Origin of the sequence: Roseinatronobacter monicus (assembly GCF_006716865.1) — a bacterium.
Classification (GTDB): Bacteria; Pseudomonadota; Alphaproteobacteria; order Rhodobacterales; family Rhodobacteraceae; genus Roseinatronobacter; species Roseinatronobacter monicus.
The window spans coordinates 20,001-42,242 of the sequence record NZ_VFPT01000001.1; the positions used below are offsets into that span (position 1 = coordinate 20,001).

Sequence of the window (22,242 nt, forward strand, 5' to 3'; positions counted from 1 at the left end):
GCGTCTTGCACGCCCTTTGGGGCGTGACGGACGCATCAGAAGTCTGCTGTGAAGCCGGCCCGTGAGGGACCGGTGGAGCGTTCAGAAGTGAGAATGTTGACATGAGTAGCGACAAACAGGGTGAGAGACCCTGTCGCCGAAAGTCCAAGGGTTCCTGCTTAAAGCTAATCTGAGCAGGGTAAGCCGGCCCCTAAGGCGAGGCCGAAAGGCGTAGTCGATGGGAACCTGGTTAATATTCCAGGGCCAGTGGGAAGTGACGGATCTCGAAGATTGTTCGCCCTTATCGGATTGGGCGGGCCGTTTAGAGGTTCCCGGAAATAGCCCCACATCAGACCGTACCCGAAACCGACACAGGTGGACTGGTAGAGAATACCAAGGCGCTTGAGAGAACCATGTTTAAGGAACTCGGCAAAATACCTCCGTAAGTTCGCGAGAAGGAGGCCCCGTCAGGACGCAAGTCTTGGCGGGGGGCACAGACCAGGGGGTGGCGACTGTTTATTAAAAACACAGGGCTCTGCGAAGTCGCAAGACGACGTATAGGGTCTGACGCCTGCCCGGTGCCGGAAGGTTAAAGGGAGGAGTGCAAGCTCCGAACTGAAGCCCCGGTAAACGGCGGCCGTAACTATAACGGTCCTAAGGTAGCGAAATTCCTTGTCGGGTAAGTTCCGACCTGCACGAATGGCGTAACGACTTCCCCGCTGTCTCAAACATGGACTCAGCGAAATTGAATTGCCTGTCAAGATGCAGGCTTCCCGCGGTTAGACGGAAAGACCCCGTGCACCTTTACTACAGCTTCACACTGGCATCAGGATTGCGATGTGCAGGATAGGTGGTAGGCTTTGAAGTGGGAACGCCAGTTCCCATGGAGCCATCCTTGAGATACCACCCTTCGCACTCTTGATGTCTAACCGCGGTCCGTTATCCGGATCCGGGACCCTGTGTGGCGGGTAGTTTGACTGGGGCGGTCGCCTCCTAAACAGTAACGGAGGCGTGCGAAGGTTGGCTCAGAGCGGTCGGAAATCGCTCGTTGAGTGCAATGGCAGAAGCCAGCCTGACTGCAAGACTGACAAGTCGAGCAGAGACGAAAGTCGGCCATAGTGATCCGGTGGTCCCGAGTGGAAGGGCCATCGCTCAACGGATAAAAGGTACGCCGGGGATAACAGGCTGATGATGCCCAAGAGTCCATATCGACGGCATCGTTTGGCACCTCGATGTCGGCTCATCTCATCCTGGGGCTGGAGTAGGTCCCAAGGGTATGGCTGTTCGCCATTTAAAGAGGTACGTGAGCTGGGTTTAGAACGTCGTGAGACAGTTCGGTCCCTATCTGCCGTGGGTGTTGGAGACTTGAGAGGAGTTGCCCCTAGTACGAGAGGACCGGGGTGAACGATCCACTGGTGGACCTGTTGTGGCGCCAGCCGCAGTGCAGGGTAGCTATGATCGGACAGGATAACCGCTGAAAGCATCTAAGCGGGAAGCCCCCCTCAAAACAAGGTCTCCCTTGAGAGCCGTGGTAGACCACCACGTCGATAGGCCGGAGATGTAAGCGCAGCAATGCGTTCAGTTGACCGGTACTAATGGCTCGATAGGCTTGATTTGATCCAGTAACAACCAAACTGACCAACAATCAAAGCAACCAAAAGCATTGACTAAATAGCCAGGTGGAAAAACAAACCCACCTCACTGATATGTGTTTCTTCTCAGGTTTGGTGGCAATAGCGCGAGCAAAACACCCGATCCCGTCCCGATCTCGGAAGTTAAGTGCCGCAGCGGCAATGGTACTGCGTCTCAAGACGTGGGAGAGTAGCTCACCGCCAAACCTGACAAGAAACACAAAACCTCTCAAAACGACACACACAAAAAACCAACGCGGGGTGGAGCAGCCAGGTAGCTCGTCAGGCTCATAACCTGAAGGTCACAGGTTCAAATCCTGTCCCCGCAACCATCGTCACTTGCCCAACACGCCCGCCCCCCAGGCGGGCGTTGGCATTTGTAAAGCCCCGGCTATTACACAGCGCCACAATCGCACCTAATTCCCCATAAATTTCTATCACATGGCCATTTGCCGCATCCGCGTCAGGGCGCAGCGTGATCTTCTCGATCAAGCCGCGTAGCACCTCTGCCGCCTCGGCCCGGGTGCCGTCATGGTCCAGCGCGGTACTCAGATCGGCCACCTTGCGTGCATAGATGTCCGCAAGGCCGGGATGCAGCGTCACCGGTGTGGGCTCGGGCAGGGCGCTGATGCGGGTTTCCAGTTCCTTGCGCTCCGCCTCCAGCGCGTCCATGCGCGCCTTCATGCTCTCCTGGAACATGCCTTTTGCGATGGCATCCATCATATTGTTGATCTCTTTGCCCACGGCGTCCAGGCGCCGCATGTGGTTTTTGCGTGCGAGTGCATCCCGCGTGTCGGTCTCGCGCAGCGCGCGTTGATATTCCGCGATGAAGGCGCGCACCATATCCGGATGCATCAGCTTGTGGCGGATCCCTGCGAGGATGCGTCTCTCGACATCTTTACGCTCGATTGTCTTGCGATTGTCACAGGTGCCTTTGTTGCGCGCGGCCGAACAGCCATAGCGCGTGGCACTGATCATGATGTAATTCGCCCCGCAGCACCCGCAGCTCAAGAGCCCTGAAAACAGATAGCTCGGGCGCTTGCCGCGCTCGGCCCGCGGGGCGCCAGTATCAGATGCAGCATCGCGGGCGGTCACGATCTCGTCGCGGATGGCCCCCTGGCGGCGTTTGACGCGGCTCCAAAGATCATCGTCGATGATGCGCAGGTCTGGCACATCCTTGATGACCCACTCCTCCGGAGGATTGAGCCGCGCCTGGCGTTTGTTGCTGTCGGGATCCTTGACGAAGCGCTGCCGGTTCCAGACCAGCCGCCCGATATACAGCTCGTTGTTGAGAATACCTGTCCCGCGTTTCCAGTTTCCCGAAATCGTTGAAAACGACCAGGTGCCCGTTCCCTTGCCGCCCGCGCGCGGGGCAGGGATACTGTCCCTGTTCAAGCCCATGGCGATGGTCCGGGCTGATTGCCCCTGATCGTACTCGTCAAAGATACGGCGGATGATGGCGGCTTCGTCCGGGTCGATTACGCGATCCCCGGTTGTGAAGGTGCCATCCGGGCGCAACTGCCGGTCAAGCCGGTAGCCGTAGCTGATCCCGCCTGCAGACTTGCCGGCAAGCACGCGGCCCTCAAGGCCACGATGGGTCTTGTCGGTGATCAGTTTGCGGGTCATCTCCGAGACCATTGTGGACATGCCGACGACCATTTCGTTGACCAGGCCGTTCCTTGCCACGAAGATCGGGATCTCGAGATAGGTCATCCGCTTGTAGAGTCTGGCGGAGTGTTCTCCATCGCGGATCAGCCGCTCGTAGCTTTCCGCGACGATCAAATCGCAGCCGCCATCCTCAATAAAGGCCAGCATGCGCTGATAGTCTGACCGCAGATGGTCAAACCCGCTTTGCGCATCGTCGGAGAAAACCCCGGCAACCGTCCAGCCCTGTTCTGCGCAGATCTTCCGGCAGAGCCGGATCTGGTCAGGCACTGAAGCTTTAGACTGATTTTCTGTTGAATAGCGCGCATAGATGACGGCGCGCAGGCCGGGTGGAGGAGTTCTGTCAGTCTTCATTGAAATCATCTCTCAGAATTCGGGCCCGCGCTTCGGCGCGTGCCAGCACTTGCACCAGTGCGATAAAGGCCGGGTGCGGGGGCAATGGTATTTGATTGCGGGGGAAACGCAAAACCTCTTTCTTGGCCTTTGGCTGGCGGGCGCTCTTGTGTTTGCTTCGCTTCATCCCCGCCCCCCGCGCTTGGGGGCCTGAGCAACAGGCGATGGGGGGTGCAGTTCGGCATAACTTCTCTGATCGCGCATACGCGGTACCTTCCGGCTGGCCTGCCGGAGAGTGCTCTGGCGGGCGGAGTTTTTGACATGGGGCCGACACGCTGGCGAGAGGCCCTGGTGTCGGCGGGCTATGTCATCAACTTACCCGTTTGCGGCACTCAAATCATGCGCAAATTCGGGGGGCAGTGCATTTCTTTGTGGAAAACTCCCACAAATACATAAACTTATTCCGGAGCCGTGTTTGCCCTCTTGCGCACCATCCGGGGTGGTTATCCACATGAAACCGCACGCGCGGCGCAGTTCTCCACAAAGATCGACCGCGCGCATCTTGACAAACGCGCCCGGTCCCGGTCCGAGCCGGCCTCCGGAACCGGGCGCTTGTTGCGGCTATTCCGGCCCGTTGCAGTCATGTGTTGCACTGCCGCCAGAAAGCCTGTGACCGTTTCGCCCCGGAGCCTTGCGCGGGTCGCTGGATGGTTCCGCTACCGGCACCTCGCGCAGCAACTCTGCGATCCGGCCGCGGTCAAGCTCGCGCTCACGGATCAGAAGATCTGCAATCCGTTCCAGATCCGCGCGATGTGTGAGCAGGGCTTGCTGTGTCTCCTGCAGGGCCTGTTGCAGCTGCTGCTCGATGCGTGCGCGCTGGCGGGCGGACAGGCGGGCCATTTCAGTGTTGGAAGGCTGCCAGCTCAGCGTCTCTCCAAACCCGTAACTCAGCTCGGCCTGTTGCGCGCGGAATGTGGCGCGCGCGAGATCACTCTCGACATCCCCGCCGCTGCCGGAGCAGGCCGCACCAAAAACCAGCTGCTCTGCGACATAGCCCCCCAGATCGGTGCGGATTTGGGCACAGATGCGCGCGTGTGTGAGGATGTCGAAATCCGGTGTTGCGATGAAACCATTGCGCGCGTTGAGCTGCGCGCGACGTGGCACCGGCAGGCCGAAGATATGCCCCGCGAGCATATGACCCGCTTCATGAATTGCGATCCTGCGTTGCAGATCGGGTTCGGGGCGCGGGGAAAGCCGGTCCGCGGCGGTTTTGACATGCTGCGCCGCGAGGCCAGTCCCCGCGCGCCGTGCCTGTGTCCGGGCGTCCCGGAGCAGGCTCGCGAGATCCGCGCCGACATGCCCTGCCAGCTGATCTGCGAGCAGGCAAAGGTCGGGATCGGGCAGCAAGCCCTCGGGCAGGCCCGCCAGAAGTGCTGCGCGCACGCCTGCGCGGTCCAGCGGTCCGACAGGAATATGGCGGTCAAGCCGCCCCGAGCGCAGGATTGCCGGGTCGACGCTCTGCGGATAGTTTGTCGCGCCCATCACGATCACGCCTGGCGTTGCATTCAGCCGGTCAAGCAGCGTCAACAGTCCATTGACCACACCCAGAATATAGCCGTTTGACGGTCTGTTGCGGCTGAAGAAACTGTCGATCTCATCGAGGAAAAACACCGCAGGCGTTTGCGAAATCGCGCGGTCTGCGGCCGCGTTCAATTCGCGCAGCATATCTCCTTGATGTCCTGCCTTCTGGCAGTCGCTATAGCTCGTCTTCACAAGCGGCAGGCGTGCAGACCCGGCCAGTGCGCTGGCAAGATGCGTCTTGCCGGTCCCCGGGGGACCAAACAGCAAGAATGAGGACGTGACCTCCAACCATGGCAAACGCCCATGGCGCCAATCCTCCAGATCGGCTTGCAGCTGCGTGAACGCCTCCTTGGCTTCGCTCTGGCCATGGACATGGTCAAGCGTGACAGGGGCTTCGCCTGTTCTGTCTGCGCAGATCCGATCCAGCAGCGCGACAGCGTCGTCTGCAGTCCTTGCAGCCAGGACCTGCGCCAGTTGCAGCGCGCGCAGGTCTTCGATCCCGGACCGCGGCAGCGTGGCAGGATCAATCTCCGACTTGTGCAGAATGCCGAGGATGGCGGCCAGCATCTGTGCATCGGGCGGGGCGAGCCTCAGCGTGGCCCCGACCAGTCCCCGCAGCGCCTCACCCAGCGGGTCCGTGCCGGACAGGATCACGATAACCGGATCTCCGGCCAGCATGGCTGTCTCGATCACCTCGATGCAGCGCGCCGTGTCTGCGCGGCTGGCCTCTGCCCCTGCATGCCGGATCAGTTCGATATCCTCAGGGTCAGGGTTTTGTGGGCCGGTCTCGCCCATCGCGAGCATATCGCGCATCCGGGTCTTGAGCAGCGTTTTGAGCCGCTTGCTCTCGTCCGGCTGCGGTGTGATGATCCGCGTGATGCTCCCCCGCGCGGGCGCAAGCGGCGGTGCGCCCGCCTGTGCATGCCCCTTGAAAAAGCGCAGGATCATCAGCGCATCAAGCGCCTGGCCGGGTGTGATGAGGGCCGCATCGCCCGTCAGCGGGCCCTGTTCAAGGTCCAGCTCTTGTTTGAGGAAATCCAGATCTTCAGCGTCCTCGCGATGCGCGGTGAGAACCTGTCTTGCCAGCACAAGGCCGGGGAGATTCTGGTTGGGGGTAACGTCGCTCATATGTCGGGTCCTTATCGTGAAACAGCACGCATCCGCTGCCGCCTGCGCGGGCGCAGGACAGGGCAGGGGCGGCAGGTGATTGTGTGGGAAGGGGGGGACGAAAGAGTGCGTCAGGCTTGAGACGGTATCAGCGGGTCGCAAAGGCCAAGATGCTCAAGCGCTTCGATCAGAGTTTCGGCTGGCCGCGCGCGCAGGCGCGGTATCTCGCACAGGCTGATCTTATGCGAGGGGCGCCATTCTGCCGTGAAGCGGACAGCATTCTCTGGCAAGGCGACGAGGGCAAGAATATCAAACTCGCCGGGCTGATAGGGCTTTGTTCCCGTCGGGCCGCGCTGGTAGCCCTTCTTGATGTCGAAGACATAGGCGGGTCCGGTTGCGCGGTGCCGGGCCTTGATCTGCATCCGCAGGCAGCGGTCTGCGGTCCAGATGACACGGTCATAGGCCGAATGCTCCCCAAAGCTCGCATAACGGATACCCAGCCGGGCGAGCGTGCTGTCGACAAGCAATTCAGCAGCAAGCCCCAGTTCTTTCGCATGGGTGCAAATCGTATCGGCATGCAGATGCGGATATTCCATCAGGCTTGCGGGGCCGCGATCCAGTGGAAAAGCAGACGGTTCCGGAGCCGCGAGGCCAAGGGCCAGGCTCATTTGATGGGGCATGACATTACCCTCCAGATGTGAAGATGAGAGGTGCCGGGGCAGGTACCCCGGCATATGTTCTGGATGAAAACCGGCTCAGGCCGGGATCAGATCCGGAACCTCTGCCATGGGCGCATCTGGTGCAGCTGCAAAACCAGGCCCCCCAAACTCCCGCATCCGTGCAAGCGCATCAAACTGGTGAAAGAATGCAATCTGCAGCCTGCGCGCCTGGCGGGCCAGAAGGCCAGTGCCCGGAATGTCAAAGACATCCCGATGCTGCCGCGTCTGCGCATGCAGCAATCCCCGTTCCGCGCTGCTGTCCTTTTGAAACAACGCCACCAGAAGTCCTGCAATCCGGTGCAATCCGCGGTCTTCTTCCCCAGACGCAGGGGCCGCAATCACATCATACGCAGTCTCGATCAGCGCATCGCGCACGGCACCCGCATGCCGGATGTCATCGCCGAACGCGGCACTGCAGACATCAACGCCGGGCTTCTCAAGCCGCGTCTCTGCTGCGGTGAATTTCGCAAAGACTACCAACAATCGATGGAAGGCAATCATGGTGAGAGAAAGAACAGGAGTGTTGAACGCTTTCGCATCATTCGTCTGCATGTTAATCGCAGTATCAGCCATAGGACCTCCAAACAGGTTCTGAGGTTAGGGGCCTGATTGGTGTTGCTGCACCGTCAGGCCCTGTTGCATTTGTTAGCAGATGTAAGTATGGGTATCGACAGTGCTCACGTCAAGAGAAAAATGCTAACAATGTCAGAAAAACGCGAACTTCGCTCCACGCCGCTAGGATTACGGGTAACTCCTTCGCTCAAGTCAGCCCTTGAGTCTGCTGCTAATGACGATCGTAGATCAGTCGCCTCTATGGCGGAAATGATCTTAACAGATTGGTTGGAAGCAAAAGGCTATCTGGAAAAGAACCCAAAATAACGGTCTACTGCAAAGGCCCATTTTGATGGTAAGAAAATGGTAGGTCGCTGTAGAGGGTTCCAGTTCTTGTTGAACCTGCAGCACTCAAAGTTCCGGACGATCAGTATACCTGTTTGCGCGCAATTTTCCGGAATAATGTCTGCGCCTGTTGTTGGCTTGCTGCACGAAGACCTACCATTCCGGAAAATCGCTATTCCGGAAAAGGTAGAGAGCAACGGTTCCGGACAACTGCCGCCCAGTGTTCCCCGAAGCGGCCATTCAGTTCCGGCGCCGCGTATTATCGCAGCCGGCCTCATTGCAGACCCTCTGGCAGGGTGCAGCATGTGTCGGGTGATCGACGTGCAGGGCGGAAAGCGGACTGACGGCAGTGCGGCATTGCGCTTGCAGCATCTGATGAAAGCGGCCGGTCGTGGCGGCACTGGCCTGCAGCGCCGGGCACGCGGTTGGGTGTCAAAGCTGTAAGTGTCGATCGATTGGAGTGATGTGGACACCGAGGCGGATGTTCGGTCGTCGTGATGCGACAGTTGCTATGCGCGCAGGCTGCAAGTCAGGGTGATGATCGGTGGTTTTCGGGGTGATTCGAATCACCTAGCGGTGTTCGTGCTATTCCCCCTATAGTTCAATGGCTAAACTACCGCCTTTTTGGGCTGTTTTTTGGGGTAGCATAATACCTGCGGGCGGAAATCCGCCCGGAGGGGTCAAAATCGGGCGGATTTTCGCCCGACCAAGCGGTCGAAAGTTCGGCAATATCGTTTTATTACAGCCGCTTACAGGATGTGCATTTTTTTGAAGATTTTTGTTGATTTTGCTCAAACTTCTGGCGGACCGTTTTGGCTCAGCGTGCATCCAAACCCGCGATGCGACTGATGTAGCGTGTTTATAAGGAGACTTCCCATGCCAATGCCGGCGTATCTGACCATTGAAGGCGAAACCCAGGGCCTGATCACCCAAGGGGCGACCACATTTGATTCCATCACCAATGAATGGCAAGCAGGCCATGAAGACGAGATCATGGTGCAGGCGTTCTCACATGCGGTGATCACACCGCGCGACCCGCAGTCGGGCTCACCCACGGGCACCCGCATCCACCAGCCCTTTACCTTTACTTGCACGCTGAACAAATCGGTGCCGCTTTTGTACAACGCGCTGGTCACCGGCGAATTGCTCACCAAGGTCGAGCTGAAATGGTACCGCACCCAGGCATCCGAGCAGGTGCATTTCTTCACCACCGCGCTGGAAGAGGCTTTGATCGTCGATATCAATTGCGACATGCCACATTGCAAGGACATGACCTCCAAGGATTACACCCAGCTTGTGCAGGTCAAGATGACCTACCGCAAGATCATGTGGGATCATGTGGTCGCGGGCACATCCGGCTCTGATGACTGGCGCAATCCGATCCAGGCCTGATCCATTAGCCCCGGGGCCACGCGCGGGCATGCAGCCCAACTGCGCGGCCTCGGGGGCACAAAAGTGTCTGTAACGAGTGCCGCCCGATTACACGGGCGGCTGGGTACCCCTTCAGCCCTGTCCGTATTTCAGGCAGGGCTGAAGGATTATCTTACTTAAACCGGCCCCAATCCCTGCCAGATGGGATATTGCGGGCCCGTCTGCATTTGGAAGCGCGCCATGTTCAAACTCGAGATCACAGATGACCGCAGCCCCGAGCGGCGCAAGCCTGATCCGGTGGTCGCGCGTGAGGGGGTGTTCTCTCTGATCGAGCCCGAGGCGTTAAGCCCCGTTGAAGCCGCCCGCCCCGAGACCCTTGCCGTAGCCGCCACCAAACGCAACGCCCGCCCCGCCCGATACTGGCTGCCCGAAGATATCCTTAAATACGTAACCCGCATCTACGCTCGCTTCTCAAACCCGTTGCGCAAGGGCCCGTCTGCGAGGCGCAAATGAAGCGTCTTGTACTTGTGCTATGCGCTTTCGGGGTTGCGAGTGCTGGGCTCCTTTGGGCTTTTGTCCGGCTGGTGCCGATGGAATTCTCGTCTGTTTCAGCACATGATCCGCGCGTTGTCTTTGGCATCACCCGAAACATCCGACATCTGCAGATTGACGGGCAGTGCGGACCAATGCGCTACAGCCGCGCCTTTCTGGAATGCGGCGGCATATGTGGCACGCGGATTTCCCTGCATCTGCCATTGTCATCCGAACCTGATCTTGCCGCGCTTCAGGCTCAAAGCCGCGCTGATGATGTTCATTATTGGTCGGAAGATACGCAAGCCAATTGCGTGCCAAGCCAGATCGACCTGGTATTTGACGCGAGGTTGAGATGAGTGAATTCGCTGACATCGCGCGTGCATGGAACCAATACAATCAGCGCCGAACCTGGGATGGGGTGAATTACGGGCTGATCTACACATGCAATTGTGGCTGGGTTGATCTGGGCCATCTGAACCCCTTCAGCACCCGCCCTGAAATCGGGGCTGCAAATCTATGGCGTGCGATGAACGCCCAAGGACCGGCAGTCATGCGCAATGCTTGCGACCCGACATTGGGTGACAGGGTGATGTACGGTGTGGCGGGCAGCATTCTGCGTGCGCGGCTGGCGCGATGCGCAGATGACCCCTATCTGCGCTTTGCCGATGGGTCGACCGGGTTTCGGGTCCGCTACCGTCAGGATCATGCGGGCTACCCGGGCCGTCCAGGCCGCGAGGGCATTTTTCTGATCAAACATGGCTTGACCCAGACGCGCGCCCGCGCTGTGGCATTGTCGATCTTCATGGATGTCTCGCACCGTTTCGAGAGATTTCAAAGCAGCATTCCGCCGCGCTGGATGACTGATAGCGGCTATTCCCAGGAAGATCTCGTGTCCAATCTGATCGGCTTCTATATAGGCTTGGGGATCCTGTCGAAGTCAGAAGCCATAGCAGCCTGCCATCCGGTCGGCCAGGCGACGGCTGAAGATATCTGGCGCCGACAAGGCGCAGTTGGCAGCCATAAGAACTACAGTTTCAAGCCGCAGCTTCAGGCCACTGCAGTCGATGACACAACCGCTTTGATGTGTCGTGATGATTGTGCCGGTCAGGCGCGCCGCTTGCCCGCCGTGTTTCAGACAATCACGCCCGCGCCCGAAGGCGTGGATTTCCTGCGCCTGTCTGCAGGCAGCGCGATCCAGTTTTAAGGTAGAGGGTATATAATGGGATTATTCGAGCAGCTTTCGGGCCTTGCACAGCGGTTTCTTGATCAGGATCAGGACCTTGCCTTTGGGTTTGAGGCGGCGGCGGGCAGCTTTGTGGTGGTGGGGGTTTGATGCGCGATGTTACGCCGAATTTCTGGCTGGATCAGTCAGATGGGGATGAGGATACGCCCGCGATCCTGCGCAGCACGATGACCGCCATCGATCTGCCCATAGCGGGACGCTACATCGACCAAGTTTGGCAGCTGGGCAACGCGCAGGAATATCTGGCCTTCGTCACCCATGGTGTGTTGCACGAAGAGCAGCTGAGCCTGTTATTGATTGGTGAGAACAGGCTGCAAGAGCAGATTGACATTTCACAGCCCCTCGCCGGGACGCCGCCGAAAATTTCTGCCTCGGTGACACAGGATCATGCGTTGGAATTCCAATTTCCGGCGGACCGTAAATGGCGCCTGAAGGTGCGGGCGCTTCCGGCCTGGCACTGGCCTTTGCAGAGCCCCCTGATTACTCGTCAGCCCAGATGGCGCGGACGGCTAAAATTGACAGCATAGAGGAGATTTCATGAGCTTATTTGAGCAGCTTTCCAGCCTTGCGCAGCGGTTTCTGGATCAGGATCAGGATCTGGCCTTCGGGTTTGAAGCGGCGGCGGGGCGGTTCACGGTTGTGGGGTTCTCGGTGCAAGAGGCGATCAACACGCCCTTCGAGATCGTTGTGGATCTGGCCTCATTGGACCCTGATATCGATCTGGCAGCCCTGCTGGATGCGCCGGCCTGTCTGGGATTGTATAGCAAATACCAGACCCCGCGTCATTTCCACGGGATTGTCACAGATGCCATGCGCGGCGATAGCGGGTACCGGCGCACCTTTTATACGCTGGTGCTGCGCCCGAGCCTGTCGCGGCTCGATCATGGCTCGGATTGGCGCATCTGGCAGGATATGACCGTGCCCGAAGTGGCCGCGCAATTGCTGTCCGAACAGGGCGTCACGGATGTGGATTGGCGGCTGGCTGAGACCTATCTGCCGCGCGAATATCTGACCCAGGCGGGCGAGACCAACCGCGCGTTCCTGGAGCGCATTCTGGCCGAGGAAGGGATTTTCTACGCCTTCGCCCATTCGCCCGACGGCCATAAGCTGATCGTGACCGATGCGCCGCTGGCCATGCCGATGATCGCCGATCCGGTGCTGGCCTATAATGCCAATCCCGGCGGGCAGTCGCGCGGGGTCTGGGTCAGCCGCTTCAGTCAGACCGAGCGGCTGCGCGCCTCGCATTATGCGATGGAGGATTACACGTTCCACAACCCCCCCGCCGGGATGGGCACGCTGGCCGTGGGCGAGCGGCTGGACGGGCTGAAAGGGCGCTACGAGCATTTCGCCTATCCGGGCCGCTACAAAGACCCCGCCAGCGTGGGCAACCGCTTCACCCGCCACAGGATCGAGGCTGAGCGGGTCGATGCCACCACTGGCGCGGGTGAGACGAATTGCCTGCATTTGAACGCAGCCTTCCAGATGACGCTGGCCGCCCATACTGACCCGCGCGCCAATAGCCGCCACCGGCTGCTGGCCGTGTCGCATTCGGGCCAGCAATCCGCCGCGCTGGAAGAAGACGCAGGCGACGCGCCCACGACCTATTCCGCCAGCTTCGTCACCCAGCCCGGACATCTGCCCTATCGCCCCGCAGTGCCGCGCAAACCGGTGGTGGACGGGCCGCAAATGGCCGTGGTCACCGGCCCCCCCGGAGAAGAGATTTATTGTGACAATTTTGGCCGCGTGAAGGTCCAATTCGAATGGAATCGCCACACACCTGCCGACGAGCACTCCAGCTGCTGGATCCGCGTCAGCCAGAACTGGGGCGGAGGCGGCTGGGGCCATATGGCCATCCCGCGCATTGGCCAGGAAGTCATCGTGGATTTCTTCGACGGGGATGCCGACCAACCCATCATCACCGGACGTACCTACAACGCCCGCAACCGCCCTCCTTACAAACTGCCCGAACACAAGACCCGCATGACCATCAAGTCCGACACCCACAAGGGGACAGGGTTCAACGAGCTGCGGTTTGAGGATGAGGCCGGGCGGGAGGAAGTGTTCCTGCATGCGCAGAAGGACAGGAACGAGAAGACCCGTAACAACCACACCGAGCGCATCGACAATAACTGGGTGCAGAGTGTAGGTGCGGAAAAGGTCATAGAGGTCGGAGACAATCACATCGAACGTATCGGTGGAAATGTTTTCATATCTGTCGGCCCTTCCAATCTTGGGCAAATGTTCTCTCGCGGGCTGCAAACCCTGACGGAAGGCATTGGCAAAGTTGCGAGTGCCCTTGGACTGCCCGGTGTGATCAATCCAGGGACGGGCAACTACGCCTTGACCGTGGAAAAAAGCAAGACCGAGGCTGTTGGCGTGTTGTCATCGGAAACTGTGGGCTCGCATAAATACATCAGCGCCGGTCAACAAATCAGCCTGAATGCGGGCACCAATGTGACGGTGACCGCAAATAGAGTGCTGGATCTTTCCGCTCATTCTCTGGTGGCAATCAAGGTGGGGAAATCGGTTTTGACGATGCATAAGGATGGGCGAGTTATCTTGTCGGGGAAATCTTTCAAGATCGATATGGAAGACAAGATAGACGCCAAAGCAGGCGAGATAAGGTTGAACTGATGGCAGACGCGGATGATTTCAAGGAACTGGTGCTGGCAGAGTTCAACCAGATGGGACTGGAGATTGCCAAATTCACGCGCGGTGAACTGGTCACTTCGGGGGCGTGGTATTATAACGAGCAGGCCTCTGACAGCGTGGCGGAGAATCTGGGCACGGCGGTCGAACAAATCGCCGATGGCGTGAGCAGGTTGACTGAGAAGGATAGTCCGGAATGGGAATACTTCATCGAGACCTATGAGGATGTTGGTGAAGATGTGGCGCGACAATATCGAGGTTTTTCGCGCCCCAGATTCGAACGCGCAGTTCGCAGTTTTGGGCGCGCCTGGGGGAAGCTTGGAATTGGCGAGGATCTAGGAAACCAGGCGGCCTTCCAATTCGTCCATATGCATATCACATACAGAACACAGCAAGGTCTGTTGCGGGTGATTGAGAGTGTTTACCAGGATGATTGTTGAGCGACAACCACCTTGGCCGGTAGCGACAACCATCTTGGCCGGTGGCGCTGATCGGAGGGCGGGCTTGCCCGCCTGGAGGTCAGCGCCACCGGCCAAGATGATTTTGGGTTAGGTGCTGGTCGCTGCGGGTTGATAAGCCGGAAGCCTCTACGTTCCAACGGAGGACCCCGGTTGGCCTATCAATCCATCACCGACCAGCAATTGAGATTATACATGACCGACCTCAAAAATCACAGCCAATGCACATCAGCCGCCCGTGCCGGGTTCAGCGAAAGAACCGCTCGGCGATTTGATGCAGATCCAACGCCCCCTTCACAGCGCAAGATTGTTCACGGGCGTACAGTATCCGATCCTCTTGAAGGGTATTGGGAGAATGACATCCTTCCTGTTCTGGAGAACGACAATGCCCTGCAGGCCGTGACGTTGTTGCGTCACCTCCAGGGTCTACATCCTTTGGCTTTTCCAGATGATCGCATCCGCCGAACCCTGGAGCGAAGGGTCCGGCAGTGGCGCGCGCTTAAAGGCCCGGAGCGCGACATCATTTTTCGCCAGACACCAGAGCCAGGCTATATGGCACAGTCCGACTTCACCCATGCAGCCGAGCTGGAAGTGACCATTGCAGGCGCACCATTCCCGCACCTGCTTTATCATTTCGCAATGGTCTATAGCCGCTGGGAACATGTTGGTGTTGTCTTGGGCGGGGAGAGTTTTACGGCCTTGGCCGAGAACCTCCAGCAGGCGTTGTGGGCCTTGGGGGGTGTTCCACAAAACCATCGTACGGATAGTCTTTCAGCCGCATTTCGAAATCTGACGCGTGACGAGTGTGAGGATATTACCAAGCGCTATGAAGCGTTCGTCGGTCATTATGGTATGGATGCCAGTCGCAACAACCGTGGTGAAGCCCATGAGAATGGCGCCGTGGAATCGCAGAACCGTCACTTGAAGAAGGCCATCGCACAGGCACTGATCCTGCGCGGCAGCCGTGATTTTGCATCTGTGGCCGAGTATCGTCGTTTCATTGATATGCTGGTGGCGCGGCGCAATCGACAGCGTATGGAAGCGGTTGAGGTAGAACAGCTGCATCTTAAACCTTTGCCGCCGCGGCGCACCACAGACTATACGGAAGTTATCGTGCCGGTCACAAGAATGGGCGGCTTCAGGGTCAAAAGCATCTTTTACAGCGCGCCGTCACAGCTCATCGGGCAGCGTTTGCGCATCCATCTATATGATGACCGCCTCGACGCATTCTTGGGCAGCACCCTTGTCGCAACGCATCCCCGTGGCCGAGGCCGTAACGATGGCCATCGTGTCCATGTCATCAATTACCACCACGTTATCCATGCCTTGAAGCGCAAACCACAGGCTCTTTGGAGCTCGATCTACCGCGATAGCCTCTTCCCCCGCACCGAATACGCGCAGGCCTGGGAAGTGCTACAGCACAGCCTGCCGCGACGCGACGCCTGCCGCCGCATGGTCGCTCTGCTCTTTATTGCCCACGATCAAGCCTGCGAAGCGGAATTGGCACGTCTTCTTGCTGACGATCTCGGCTCTGGTTTGATACCGGACCCAAAGACGCTCGCGACACAGCTCACCCCTAAACACGCTGCCAAAGGATGTTGTGGTTTCTCATCCGTCGCTGGACAGCTTCGATGCGCTGCTGGAGGTACGCGCATGACCTCCCGGGAGATCGACATCCACACGCTGCCCAGCATGCTGAGCGCCCTGCGCTTACCCAGCTTCCACAAGCTATGGCAGGAAATCGCCACACGAGCCGATACCGAAGGCTGGCCGGCTGCGCGCTTCCTGGCCGTGCTGGCCGAATACGAACTCGCCGAGCGGGACATGCGCCGCATGCGCCGTCATCTGAATGAATCCCAGCTCCCAGCTGGAAAGACTTTGGCAACCTTCGATTTCAAAGCTCTGCCTACCTTACCACGCGCCCGGGTCGAAGCTCTGGCTGCGGGAGATTGGTTGGACGGCGGCGCAAACCTGATCGCCATTGGCAACTCCGGCACGGGCAAGACCCACATTCTCTGTGCCATTGGCCATGCCCTGATCGAAGCAGGCCATAGGGTCTTCTATACCCGGACCAGCGATCTTGTCCAAAGACTGCAAGCCGCACGTCGGGATCTGGTGCTCGAAGCAGCTTTGGCCAAGCTCGACAAATTTGACCTGATCATCCTTGATGACATTACCTATGCCCACAAGGATCAGGCCGAAACCGGGGTGCTCTTCGAACTGATTGCCCGGCGATACGAATATCGCAGCATCGCCATCGCGGCCAATCAGCCGTTCAGTGGATGGGATCAAATCTTTCCCGACAAAGCCATGACCGTCGCGGCCATCGACCGACTTGTCCACCATGCCAGCATTCTTGAGATGAATGCGCAAAGCTTTCGCCAAAGAAGCGCTGCGGCCAACATGAAAATGCAAAACGAAGCCTCAGCGACAACCAAAAACGACAACCAAGAAGAAGGAAAAAACCTGACCTAAAGACAGTAAAAAACACAACCCCGGCGGCCGCTATAACCGGCCAAGGTGGTTGTCGGCACCGGACAAGGTGGTTGACGCGCTACAGATGATGCCGAACTAAAGAAACATGTGGAATATGCCTACGTGTACTCCAATCATGTGCGGTGGTTCTTGGTCGATTTTGCACGCGCTGCGGGCGATGTGCCACCAGATGCAGTGGATGTTTTTGCCAATCTCTACGCGGAAGGGCAGGCCATCAAGAACTGGGGGGCAAGTGTTGAAGACATGGCGATATTGTCCAATCCGGCGCTGATCCCCAGAGGGCCGATCGCAGAGTCGATCGCTGCCTATGAAGCCGGGATTGCGGCGATCGAAGCGCAGATCATCGCAGAGATGCGAAGGATGAATTACGACCTGCCACAGCAGATCACAGACAGGCAAGCCGGCCAACAGGGCTCCAACCCTGTGCGCAGGATCTATAGCATGCTCGCCACGGAGCGTGATCATAGAGCACGCAGGAGGATTGAGGAATCGACCATCCCGCGCCTTGAAGCTGATCTTGCCGAGGCCCAACAGATGCTGGATTATTTAAAAAGGTTGCAACGCGATGTTGACACGATTGAAAATTGATCACCTGCTCAGAGGCCTTGCACTCTCGACATGCCTGTGGGCTGCACCTTCGGCGCATGCGGATACGCCTTTGCGGCTTGATCTGGACCTGAGCTTCGAGGAGAACGTGAACCTGTTCTTTGATGCGCTGGAACGCGGGGATCCGACTGACCCGGATGACCTGTTTTACCTTGCATCCAACCTGGTCTCGCCCGTGCGCGCGCGCGAAATGCATGATGTTGAAATCCCACGCGCATTTCGGTTGCGCACCATCTATGCAGATCAGATCGCACAGCGTTTTGCGGATTATGCTGCAGAGCCAGAGAACAAGAAGCGGGCGATCTATTACAGCTATCACTCCAGATTTGGGGGGGGCAGTCTTTGGGATCGCGACGCAGACGGGCTGTCCGATCAACGCAGCATCTGCCAGATATTCATGCAGGCGATCAATCCGACGTATCAACACGAGGATGAAAGAAGCTGCCTGGTGACCCAGCGGGACCTTGTGATTGCCGAGCTGCCGGAGCTGCCGGAGGAACCTTTTTCAACGCTGTTGCGGGCAGATATTCATGCCTATTTATTTTTTTTAAATGACCACGCCCGTTTCACCGGCCGGATATATACGTATGACCGTGGCAGCGAGCCGCCACCTGACGAATGGTTCGAAAACGTCGCGCCGGAACGTGTCAAAACCGCGTTCGACGTCTGGCGCGCATGGCATTACGACGACAGCTTCTGGTCTTGGCTACGTACGCAACCCATACCGCCAGAGGCTTTGCAAGATGCGATGGCGTTGAGCGACCTGTGTATCTCACTCATGCAGGTGATGGATAAGACACAGCTCTCTGAAACAGCCGATTATATCTGCGGCTTGTTGAATTACGAGATGGATATGGATGTCGCGACGGAGCTGCTGGGGCAAATACCACCGGAGGCATTTGAGGATATTCCGGGGGCGCAACTGATGCATGGCGCGCTTGCAATGTGTTCTGATGTTGAACCGCGCCCTCGCCGATCTTTCCAACCCGAGGAAACCGTATCGCTTGCGCGGGGGCGATGCACAGGTGTTGTATTGCATACACTTGAAAGCAGCCGTCGCTGCCGCCCCCCCTTATCCCTCACGCCGGAAAGTGGCTATTATCTGAGCGAGCTGTTCGCAAGTTGCCGTGTTGCCAACTTGCTCAGCATTGCTGATCGCAACCAGGTCAGCCGAAGAACTGGCCCGCGCCCACCACTGGCGGAGCAACACAACCCGTTCGCCACGCCACCACAGAGGACAGATTGATTCCCGGCATTTCACGCAAGGGCTGTAGGTCATAGCGATGTTGACACGATTGAAAATTGATCACCTGCTCAGAGGCCTTGCACTCTCGACATGCCTGTGGGCTGTGCCTTCGGCGCATGCGGATACGCCTTTGCGGCTTGATCTGGACCTGAGCTTCGAGGAGAACGTGACCCTGTTTTTTGATGCGCTGGAACGCGGGGATCCGACTGACCCGGATGACCTGTTTTACCTTGCATCCAACCTGGTCTCGCCCGTGCGCGCGCGCGAAATGCATGATGTTGAAATCCCACGCGCATTTCGGTTGCGCACCATCTATGCAGATCAGATCGCACAGCGTTTTGCGGATTATGCGGCACAGCCAGAGAACAAGAAGCGGGCGATCTATTACAGCTATCACTCCAGATTTGGGGGGGGCAGTCTTTGGGGTCGCGACGCAGACGGGCTGTCCGATCAACGCAGCATCTGCCAGATATTCATGCAGGCGATCAATCCGACGTATCAACACGAGGATGAAAGAAGCTGCCTGGTGACCCAGCGGGACCTTGTGATTGCCGAGCTGCCGGAACTGCCGGAGGAACCTTTTTCAACGCTGTTGCGGGCAGATATTTACGCGCATTTGTTTTTCTTGAATGGGCATGTGACGCGTGGACGGCCATACCTGCTTCTGGACCGTGGCGAAGCGCCACCACCGGATGAATGGTTCGAACATGTCGCGCCGGAAGAGGTAAGAATAGCGTTTCAGGCATGGTCTGCATGGCATTACGATGACAGCTTTTGGTCCTGGCTGCGTACGCAACCCACACCGCCAGAGGCGTTGCAAGATGCGATGGCGTTGAGTGGTCAATGTATACCACTCATGCAGGTGATGGATAAGACACAGCTCTCTGAAACAGCCGATTATATCTGCGGCTTGTTGAATTACGAGATGGATATAGATGTCGCGAGGGAGCTGCTGGGGCAGATACCACCGGAGGCATTTGAGGATATTCCGGGGGCGCACCGGATGCATGGCGCGCTTGAAATGTGTTCCGATGTTGAACCGCGCCCTCGCCGATCTTTCCACCCCGAGGAAACCGTATCGCTTGCGCGGGGGCGATGCACAGGTGTTGTATTGTATACAATTGGCATCCGACGCTGCCGCCCCCCCTTATCCCTCACGCCGGAAAGTGGCTATTATCTGAGCGAGCTGTTCGCAAGTTGTGAGGTTGCCAACTTGCTCAGCATTGCTGATCGCAACCAGGTCAGCCGAAGAACTGGCCCGCGCCCACCACTGGCGGAGCAACACAACCCGTTCGCCGCGCCACCACAGAGGACAGATTGATGCCCGCCATTTCACGCAAGGGCGATAGTGCATCCGGACATGGTTGCTTTCCGCCAACATCGGCAGTATCTGCAAGCCCGAATGTCTATATCAACGACATCCCAGCCTTGCGGCAGGGGGATGCGGTCGCTGCGCACGGGTGTGGCAAATGCCCCCCACATCCCCGCAGTGTGGCAGGTGGGTCCGCAACTGTGTTTGTCAATGGTCGCCCCGTTGCCAGATTGGGCGATTCTGTAGATTGCGGCGGTGCGATGGCAGCAGCTTCAGGAAATGTCTATGCCGGAGGATAACTTATGTAATCCAATGGCCGGTGTCACCGATTTGGGCGATGGATTGACGGTCGTTGATATTTGGCAGGGATTGCATGCGAATGCGAAAGCCTGGCCGGTGAATCCATACGGTTTGGCCAGTGCAGCCCAGAACCGTACGCTGATTGATGGGACGGATTTAAGTGTATTGCGTGCCCTTGCAGCCTATCCTGGCGCAGGTTGGTCCGCTCTCTGCACCGCAGCTGGCTGGACCTCCTACGGTGCGGTTGCCCTCTCCTGGTGCCAAGGCGCCACATTGCCGCAGGTCCTCGACGCATGGCTCGCATCGGGGTTCTCGCTCAAGCCTCTGCCCGAGTATGAACGCCCTGCACGCCTCCTCAACCCGACGCTTTTGCCCCAGACCCGCAGCCTCTCGGCGCTGGTAGAGGCCGCGCAACCCAATGCCTTTGCGCTCTGCGTCATGATTGCCCATTCCCCCGAGCCGCTGGACTTCGACATGTCACTTGAGACCCTCCAGTCAGTTCCCCAACCCCAGCTCGCAGCTTTCTTCAAGTCACGCATGTTGCAAAAACCCGTCCGAAGCCCTGATGAAGACCAGCTGATCGTGATCTGGACTGCGACGGTAAAGGGCACGGAGTTCGACATATGGGAGGCCGCGTAATGCCCGCAATCGCCCCGCGTTGGAGATGTTCATGACTGCCCCAGGCATGGAAAGAACACGATCACCGAAGGAGGATCAGGCGAGGTCGATGGCCGCGCGATTGCCCGCCTCGGCGACGCCTGCGCCTGCGGCGCGCTAATCACCGAGGGATCATCAGTGGCCGAGCTTGTCGGCAAACCCGTCGCATATGTTGGGTGCAAAACCAGCTGCGGCGGCACAATCACCAGCGGCTCAGATACCGGCGAGGTTCCGGCGTGATGCCAAGCGGGGACAAGACCTCTGCGCCGGGCTCAGTTGCGCGGCTGCTACGATGCTGCGCAATGCACGAGTGACCGGTTCGGGAAAAGCTGCACCGCGGCGCTGTGGTCATCCCGACCGTCAGCAAAGGGCCGGGCACGTCGAGAACCACGACCATGGCGCGCAACTTTGCAAACCCCGCTTCCTGCCAACAGCCGCCGCTCGAGGACGGCATGGCGACTGGCAGCTCTCGTGATTATGCTGCATGCGCAATACCGTAAATTCACAGGCCGCTGTGTCCGCCCCCCCCCAACGTCGATGGCCCGCTTCCTGATTCCAATTATTCATTCAGTTGATGCTCTCTCTCTCAAGCCAACACCATGCTTTTGTCACTTGCGTTCGGCAAGCGAGGAAGCGCGGCGATATTCGCGCAATTTCAAGGTTGAATATTTGCCACAGCCTTCATATCTGTCGCTGAATAATTGCCACGGAATTCGAGGGTGAATAAATGCCACGCGACTTGCATGCAGCACTGAAAGGCTTTGAGCCGGCGACAGAGACGCAAGCCCGGATAAAAGAATATATGCTGGGAAATGTTCATCGGCTCGCAATATTGTCTCTTGATGATATTGCTGATGCAACCGGGACCAGCCAACCCAGTGTCACGCGTGTGATGCGCATGCTGGGGTATCATAATTCCATCGAATATCGCACGGCCGCGTCACTTTTTGTTCCGGGCCGATTGGCTCCGGACGAGGTCAGGCGCGCGGCAGATCTGATCCGGACCGGTGATGATTTGTACGTGTATGCTCCACCAGCCATGGATCAGGCCGTCAAGGATTTGTTCTTGATTGCATTTCCAAAGCCTGCGGATAAAACCCAGCCCCTCAAGCCACAGATCATTGCTCCCCGGACGAAGTTTCGCGTTACACCTCAGCGGTTCAATGAGGGCGATGCCGCCTTGATCCTTGCACTGTCAGAGTTTCCGGCTGGCTATGATTTCGACGCAGAATGTCGGAATGCGGAAGTGCGAAATGTGCCGGTCGTTTTGCTACAAGCTGTCCCTTTTGAAGTCTCAGAGGCCATCAGGGATCGCTGCCATGTACTGTCAATGGGACTCAGCCCAGAAGTGCTCACGCCGCTCGCTGTAATATATCTTGCTGCTGCCGTGGCAGAGATCCGCCATCTTGCACAACAGTCCAACTCTGCAGAGCGTGCAAACCAATAATTGACAAGGGG

The 22,242-nt window shown here is 58.2% G+C and carries 20 protein-coding genes, 1 tRNA gene, 2 rRNA genes and 2 pseudogenes (1 of these 25 cut by a window edge); 20 read left to right on the forward strand and 5 right to left on the reverse strand.

Translation table 11 applies throughout. The features are described 5' to 3' along the window. The 3 genes from BD293_RS00085 to BD293_RS00095 all read left to right on the forward strand — a co-directional run. A 23S ribosomal RNA gene (locus tag BD293_RS00085) occupies positions 1-1,596 on the forward strand; it begins 1,286 nt to the left of the window's first position. A gap of 106 nt (positions 1,597-1,702) precedes the next feature. Continuing rightward, positions 1,703-1,817, forward strand: a 5S ribosomal RNA gene (gene rrf, locus BD293_RS00090). A 48-nt stretch (positions 1,818-1,865) separates the two neighbouring features. Then, positions 1,866-1,942, forward strand: a tRNA-Met gene (locus BD293_RS00095). Here the strand turns inward: BD293_RS00095 and BD293_RS00100 are convergent. From BD293_RS00100 to BD293_RS00115, 5 genes are all read right to left on the reverse strand, one after another. Continuing rightward, positions 1,899-3,638, reverse strand: a complete 1,740-nt coding sequence (locus tag BD293_RS00100) for a recombinase family protein (RefSeq protein ID WP_342781411.1) — start codon at positions 3,636-3,638, stop codon at positions 1,899-1,901. The genes BD293_RS00095 and BD293_RS00100 overlap by 44 nt on opposite strands. Beyond that, positions 3,619-3,795, reverse strand: a complete 177-nt coding sequence (locus BD293_RS22570) for a hypothetical protein (protein WP_170207015.1) — start codon at positions 3,793-3,795, stop codon at positions 3,619-3,621. The genes BD293_RS00100 and BD293_RS22570 overlap by 20 nt, the downstream gene beginning before the upstream one ends. Positions 3,796-4,229: 434 nt before the next feature. Beyond that, positions 4,230-6,317: an AAA family ATPase gene (locus BD293_RS00105; protein WP_142079270.1), complete on the reverse strand. Its 2,088-nt coding sequence runs from the start codon at positions 6,315-6,317 to the stop codon at positions 4,230-4,232. Positions 6,318-6,427: 110 nt separating this feature from the next. Then, on the reverse strand, positions 6,428-6,976 hold the full coding sequence (locus BD293_RS00110; RefSeq protein WP_142079271.1) for a PDDEXK-like family protein: 549 nt from the start codon (positions 6,974-6,976) through the stop codon (positions 6,428-6,430). Between the two features lie 75 nt (positions 6,977-7,051). After that, positions 7,052-7,588: a hypothetical protein gene (locus BD293_RS00115; RefSeq protein ID WP_142079272.1), complete on the reverse strand. Its 537-nt coding sequence runs from the start codon at positions 7,586-7,588 to the stop codon at positions 7,052-7,054. Between the two features lie 87 nt (positions 7,589-7,675). On the opposite strand from BD293_RS00115, the gene BD293_RS00120 reads away from it, so the two are divergent. From BD293_RS00120 to BD293_RS00200, 17 genes and pseudogenes are all read left to right on the forward strand, one after another. Beyond that, positions 7,676-7,894, forward strand: a complete 219-nt coding sequence (locus BD293_RS00120) for a hypothetical protein (protein ID WP_142079273.1) — start codon at positions 7,676-7,678, stop codon at positions 7,892-7,894. Between the two features lie 894 nt (positions 7,895-8,788). Then, the gene (locus BD293_RS00125) at positions 8,789-9,304 is read left to right on the forward strand and encodes an Hcp family type VI secretion system effector (protein ID WP_142079274.1); all 516 of its coding nucleotides are present in this window, start codon (positions 8,789-8,791) and stop codon (positions 9,302-9,304) included. 219 nt (positions 9,305-9,523) lie between these two features. Beyond that, the gene (locus BD293_RS00130) at positions 9,524-9,796 is read left to right on the forward strand and encodes a hypothetical protein (protein ID WP_142079275.1); all 273 of its coding nucleotides are present in this window, start codon (positions 9,524-9,526) and stop codon (positions 9,794-9,796) included. Then, complete coding sequence (locus BD293_RS00135) at positions 9,793-10,173, forward strand: hypothetical protein (RefSeq protein ID WP_142079276.1); 381 nt, start codon at positions 9,793-9,795, stop codon at positions 10,171-10,173. Before BD293_RS00130 ends, BD293_RS00135 begins: the two co-directional genes overlap by 4 nt. Beyond that, positions 10,170-11,021, forward strand: coding sequence for a hypothetical protein (locus tag BD293_RS00140; protein ID WP_142079277.1), 852 nt, complete (start codon positions 10,170-10,172; stop codon positions 11,019-11,021). The genes BD293_RS00135 and BD293_RS00140 overlap by 4 nt, the downstream gene beginning before the upstream one ends. A 128-nt stretch (positions 11,022-11,149) precedes the next feature. Beyond that, positions 11,150-11,587: a hypothetical protein gene (locus BD293_RS00145; RefSeq protein ID WP_142079278.1), complete on the forward strand. Its 438-nt coding sequence runs from the start codon at positions 11,150-11,152 to the stop codon at positions 11,585-11,587. 10 nt (positions 11,588-11,597) lie between these two features. Then, the gene (locus BD293_RS00150; RefSeq protein ID WP_142079279.1) at positions 11,598-13,694 is read left to right on the forward strand and encodes a type VI secretion system Vgr family protein; all 2,097 of its coding nucleotides are present in this window, start codon (positions 11,598-11,600) and stop codon (positions 13,692-13,694) included. Then, positions 13,694-14,149, forward strand: coding sequence for a hypothetical protein (locus BD293_RS00155; RefSeq protein WP_142079280.1), 456 nt, complete (start codon positions 13,694-13,696; stop codon positions 14,147-14,149). The genes BD293_RS00150 and BD293_RS00155 overlap by 1 nt, the downstream gene beginning before the upstream one ends. Positions 14,150-14,362: 213 nt before the next feature. Continuing rightward, positions 14,363-15,385 (forward strand): annotated as a pseudogene (gene istA, locus BD293_RS23495) (IS21 family transposase); the annotation flags it as partial. Positions 15,386-15,859: 474 nt separating this feature from the next. Next, positions 15,860-16,642, forward strand: coding sequence for an IS21-like element helper ATPase IstB (istB, locus tag BD293_RS23500; RefSeq protein ID WP_246086342.1), 783 nt, complete (start codon positions 15,860-15,862; stop codon positions 16,640-16,642). A 195-nt stretch (positions 16,643-16,837) separates the two neighbouring features. Further along, positions 16,838-17,251 carry a hypothetical protein gene (locus BD293_RS00170; RefSeq protein ID WP_142079282.1) on the forward strand — a complete coding sequence of 138 codons (414 nt, stop codon included), beginning with the start codon at positions 16,838-16,840 and terminating at the stop codon, positions 17,249-17,251. Next, positions 17,229-18,515, forward strand: coding sequence for a hypothetical protein (locus tag BD293_RS00175; RefSeq protein WP_142079283.1), 1,287 nt, complete (start codon positions 17,229-17,231; stop codon positions 18,513-18,515). The genes BD293_RS00170 and BD293_RS00175 overlap by 23 nt, the downstream gene beginning before the upstream one ends. 37 nt (positions 18,516-18,552) lie before the next feature. Continuing rightward, positions 18,553-19,836 carry a hypothetical protein gene (locus tag BD293_RS00180; protein WP_142079284.1) on the forward strand — a complete coding sequence of 428 codons (1,284 nt, stop codon included), beginning with the start codon at positions 18,553-18,555 and terminating at the stop codon, positions 19,834-19,836. Beyond that, complete coding sequence (locus BD293_RS00185) at positions 19,836-20,126, forward strand: PAAR domain-containing protein (protein WP_142079285.1); 291 nt, start codon at positions 19,836-19,838, stop codon at positions 20,124-20,126. The genes BD293_RS00180 and BD293_RS00185 overlap by 1 nt, the downstream gene beginning before the upstream one ends. A gap of 13 nt (positions 20,127-20,139) precedes the next feature. Continuing rightward, positions 20,140-20,766, forward strand: a complete 627-nt coding sequence (locus BD293_RS00190; RefSeq protein WP_142079286.1) for a hypothetical protein — start codon at positions 20,140-20,142, stop codon at positions 20,764-20,766. Positions 20,767-20,793: 27 nt separating this feature from the next. Beyond that, positions 20,794-21,024: pseudogene (locus BD293_RS23505) on the forward strand (PAAR domain-containing protein); the annotation flags it as partial. Positions 21,025-21,511: 487 nt separating this feature from the next. Beyond that, positions 21,512-22,231 (forward strand): hypothetical protein, encoded by a 720-nt coding sequence (locus BD293_RS00200; RefSeq protein ID WP_142079287.1) that lies wholly within the window; start codon positions 21,512-21,514, stop codon positions 22,229-22,231. The last annotated feature ends 11 nt before the right edge of the window (positions 22,232-22,242 follow it).